At 51.5% G+C, this 3,822-nt stretch carries 5 protein-coding genes and 1 pseudogene; all 6 read right to left on the reverse strand.

Going from position 1 to position 3,822, the window contains the following annotated elements; translation table 11 throughout:
* Positions 1-63: 63 nt before the first annotated feature.
* Complete coding sequence (locus EYQ01_03620) at positions 64-255, reverse strand: hypothetical protein (GenBank protein ID HIE64902.1); 192 nt, start codon at positions 253-255, stop codon at positions 64-66.
* Positions 256-339: 84 nt separating this feature from the next.
* Positions 340-801 (reverse strand): hypothetical protein, encoded by a 462-nt coding sequence (locus tag EYQ01_03625; GenBank protein ID HIE64903.1) that lies wholly within the window; start codon positions 799-801, stop codon positions 340-342.
* 58 nt (positions 802-859) lie between these two features.
* Positions 860-2,013, reverse strand: a pseudogene (locus EYQ01_03630) (acyl-CoA dehydrogenase).
* 48 nt (positions 2,014-2,061) lie between these two features.
* Positions 2,062-2,463 carry a DUF1018 domain-containing protein gene (locus EYQ01_03635; GenBank protein ID HIE64904.1) on the reverse strand — a complete coding sequence of 134 codons (402 nt, stop codon included), beginning with the start codon at positions 2,461-2,463 and terminating at the stop codon, positions 2,062-2,064.
* Positions 2,456-2,920 carry a CBS domain-containing protein gene (locus tag EYQ01_03640; protein ID HIE64905.1) on the reverse strand — a complete coding sequence of 155 codons (465 nt, stop codon included), beginning with the start codon at positions 2,918-2,920 and terminating at the stop codon, positions 2,456-2,458. Before EYQ01_03640 ends, EYQ01_03635 begins: the two co-directional genes overlap by 8 nt.
* Before the next feature lie 19 nt (positions 2,921-2,939).
* A complete protein-coding gene (locus EYQ01_03645) occupies positions 2,940-3,611 on the reverse strand; it encodes a hypothetical protein (protein HIE64906.1) in 672 nt (223 codons plus the stop codon).
* Positions 3,612-3,822 lie beyond the last annotated feature (211 nt).

Genomic DNA, 3,822 nt, shown 5'->3' on the forward strand with positions numbered 1-3,822 from the left:
TCATCGTAGATTCTCCTCCTAAATTACTATATTGGAAAATTCTACTTCTGAGCACCTTTATATTTAGGGAGGATTACCTAAGCGCTGCTTTCCTTCCGAAATCGCCTCGTTTGTCGCAAACAAGATCTTGGCCTGGAGGAGAATGGTCTGGCCCAAACGTTCTTCCCCTCGACCAATTTCCTTAGAGGCCTTCACCAACATTGCCGCATGGTTACGAATCGCCAGACCGAGGCCTTCCTGATCCCTTCCTAACACCTCCGCTGCCCGACGCTGCCGGACTGAATTCTCCAGGATCGCTCTGCCAAGTTGTTCCTGCGCGCTCCGAAATAAAACGCTCCCTTATGGAAACCGATGACTTGTCACAATCGCCAAGCCCATCTCCTCTTGACCTTTCCCGATCTCCTGAGCAAGCTTCAGCTGTAAGGTTGTACTCTTAATCATCACCTCATCAAGTCCGGCACGAACCGATTCTATCTTGTCAGCCATGCTGAGTTTCAATGATGCCTGATCACGAATAACCGCACCCAAGTCCTGCTGAATCTGTCCCAGGCGATCCATCTGCTCGAATAGATTCGCAGTATTCTCCTGAACAATCTCGACGATCTCGTCCTGGCTCTCCTCGATCCGTCCTATAAAAAGGGTCTGCTTTGTCTCTTCTGAAGAAAGGGACACCTGACGCAGACCTCCTCGTTCAGATCTCATTCCATCACGCAGTTCACTCCCCAGAACCCACGGTCCGGACATGAGGAAGAAGACGACAAGCGATGTCCCAAAAACCATTCCCTTCATTAACTGTTTCATAGGTAATCACCTCCTTTTTTCCCGTATGACTCTCTCCGAGGATAGACCTCTCCTTTCATCACGCGAATGCACGGAAACCGGTCAAGTCATGGCCGATAATCAACTTCTGTATCTGGGAGGTCCCTTCATAGATCGTTGCCGCCTTGGAGTCACGATAATAACGAGCAACCCTCGTTTCATCGAGGTAGCCGGATGCGCCAAAGAGTTGTACGGCGTCACTAGCCGCCCGCACGGCGGCTTCGGACGAAAAATATTTTGCGATCGACACCTCGACCGTGTCTTTTATACCTTTATTCTTGAGGAGTCCGGCGCGATAGACCAGGAAGCGTGCCGCATCGGCGTCCACCTTCATCCGCGCAAGCATGTCCTGAACCAATTGAAAACTTCCGATCGGCCGACCAAACTGCTCCGGCACTTGACATAGTCGACAGAAGCCTCAAGACATCCTTCCAGGATACCCACACACCCTGCAGCAACACTATAGCGCCCCTGGTCCAGTGCAGACATGGCCACCTCAAATCCCTCACCCACCTTACCGAGAAGATTCTGTTCAGAAACAGGGGTCCTTTCAAAAAGAATCTCTGCAGTATCGGAGGCACGAAGGCCCAACTTTCCCGTTATCGGCGCCGAGGTAAAGAGGCTTTCCTTCCGCTCCACCAAGAATGCAGCCAGTCCTTTGTGTCTCATCGCGGGATCGGTTTGGACAATGACCAGGGCAAGATCGGCAATACCGCCGTTAGTGATGAAGGTCTTCGTTCCCGATAAAAACCACCGCTTCCCATCCCGAACAGCGCGTGTCGTCAGCCCGGCAGTATCACTCCCTGCCCCGGACTCCGTCAGGCCAAAAGATCCAATCATTTCTCCCCGGCAGAGACGGGGAAGATACTTCTCTTTCTGTTCCTCTGTCCCCCACTTGAGGATAGAGAGGGCCACCAGCGAAATCTGAACAGACAGTGCAGACCGGAAAGAGGAAGAGGCCCGTCCGATCTCCTCGAGGAGGAGGGCATATGCAATATAGTCGAGTCCGCCACCACCATACTTTATCGGGATGGGTCCTCCCAAAAGACCCTCGCGCCCCATTCGGACAAAAATCTCCCTGGGGAAAGCTTCCCTGCGCTCATACTCTCCAATGACCGGAGTAATTTCGCGATCAACAAACCGACGCGCCGCCGCTCTAGCCATTCTCTGTTCATCAGACAATTCAAGATCCATCATTCATCCTCAATAACCGGCAATAAATGCACCTCCCACGCTATGCCATTAGGCGACCCTGATCCCCGGAACCCTCTCTCCGATTGCCTTCAGGGCCTCGATCAGACCGGATGCCTCTTTTCGATTCAAAGAACGCATCCCCTTTCCACGGTACATTTTTTTGCACAGCCCAGAGAGTCGATGCCCATCCCACCCAATCATTTCTCCCAGGACTCTGATCCATGTCGCCTGCGCCTCCGTCATCCGGTCCTCTGACAATCGTTTCGGTTGACCGGTCTCCACATCAATAAGTTCTCCAATCAAACGGGAGGCCTCTGCTTTGGTCAGGGCACGGATTGACCGCTTTCCTGTCCGCCTGGTGACCCATCCCCTCAACTCCCTCTCAGGGATACAAGCCCGACCGGAAAATCCCCACAGGGCCTTGATCTGTTTCGATGTAATCCTATCCATTGCTCACCGATTCAGAAGACGGGAGCAATCCGAGGGTCGATTCCACATAGCAGGCCAGAATATCCCTCCTCGCCACGATCCCAACCACCTTTCCTCCAGAATCAATAACGGGGACTCGGATCAGGTGTCGTGCCTGAAAGAGTGCAATGATTTCCTCCACCGACATCTCCTCCGTAATCGCTATAGAGGGCTCCGTCATGATCTCTGTCGCAGGCGTCTCTGCCATCTCTTTCCCTTTGAGCATTGCGTTCAACAGATCGTATTCCGTCACGATGCCGATCAACACATACTCCTGGTTGACAATCGGGATTCCTCCGTAACCACCATTCACAATCGCTTCTGCCAGGGTATGGCACGAAACATGTCCTTCAAATACAGGAACATCCCGCCCCCTTAGATGAGATGCCGTCATTTCCATGAAGTTCTTTACACCTGCACAACATCCGACTCCGCGCATGTCACTTCTCCTTCTCCACTCAGAAACTCCCCGCTTTTACGGGTAAACAGAGCAACTCATAACCTCCATCAGATCTTTTGACGGTCAAGAGTGGAAAAATACGAAGAGGTCGCTTGCCTCGTTCACGAGATAGGCTGGCCCTTCTCTTCTGAATCGCAATGAGGGGGATTGTAAAAATCAACATCACATAACCGATGAAGACAATCCGGAAGAAACCAATCCATGATGGACTCCAGTGAGGAAGGTCTTGTGAGTCGACTCGAATCGCTTGATTAAAAGAAAGTAAAGGGGCTCCGCTATAAGTTGAAGCAAGAGTAATCTGCCGACTTTCTTCACCCCAAATAAACGATCCGACACCCGGATCTAATCGGTCCTCCATTCTAGCCAAGCGCTGAATCACCTCCATCTTCTCCAGTTTCAATTTGAGTAACTTATCGGTATTTTCAACCAGTTGAAGACTCTTCTGATGAAGGAGATAGTCCGCATAAGGTCGTGTCGCAAGCTGCACGCCCTCTCTCAACTCTCTCCGAAGCGACGTCTCCTCATCAATAAGTCGGGCCAACCGGTCTTGAAGCATTGGGAGCGTCCTACTTCCCTCCTGCTGCGCCCTTACGTCCCGAATTGGAAGCAGACTCCCCACCAACGCCAATACCAACAGATAAGACAGACCATCGACCAGCCAATCGTTCATACCCCATATGTAGCAAAGAAGATGCCGAAAAAATCACCGGGATATCACCTATTTATCCTATTATTTCAATCAGTTGGGAAAGGAAGGAAAGGGAGAACGTGGAAATATTTCACAGATTGTGGAGAAATCGGCCATTAGGGTCTGTCCCAAAATAACATGCGCGATTGGGAGTCCCAGCTTTGAGTCCGAGGCAAGGCGTGACGAGGGAGCA

Source organism: Candidatus Manganitrophaceae bacterium (assembly GCA_012960925.1).
In the GTDB taxonomy this organism is placed as follows: Bacteria; Nitrospirota; Nitrospiria; order SBBL01; family JAADHI01; genus DUAG01.

Excerpts from the sequence above, each read along its gene's own strand:
- EYQ01_03625 (HIE64903.1), bottom strand. The coding sequence starts at position 801 with ATGAAACAGTTAATGAAGGGAATGGTTTTTGGGACATCGCTTGTCGTC.
- EYQ01_03635 (HIE64904.1), bottom strand. The coding sequence starts at position 2,463 with ATGGATAGGATTACATCGAAACAGATCAAGGCCCTGTGGGGATTTTCC.
- EYQ01_03640 (HIE64905.1), bottom strand. The coding sequence starts at position 2,920 with ATGCGCGGAGTCGGATGTTGTGCAGGTGTAAAGAACTTCATGGAAATG.
- EYQ01_03645 (HIE64906.1), bottom strand. The coding sequence starts at position 3,611 with ATGAACGATTGGCTGGTCGATGGTCTGTCTTATCTGTTGGTATTGGCG.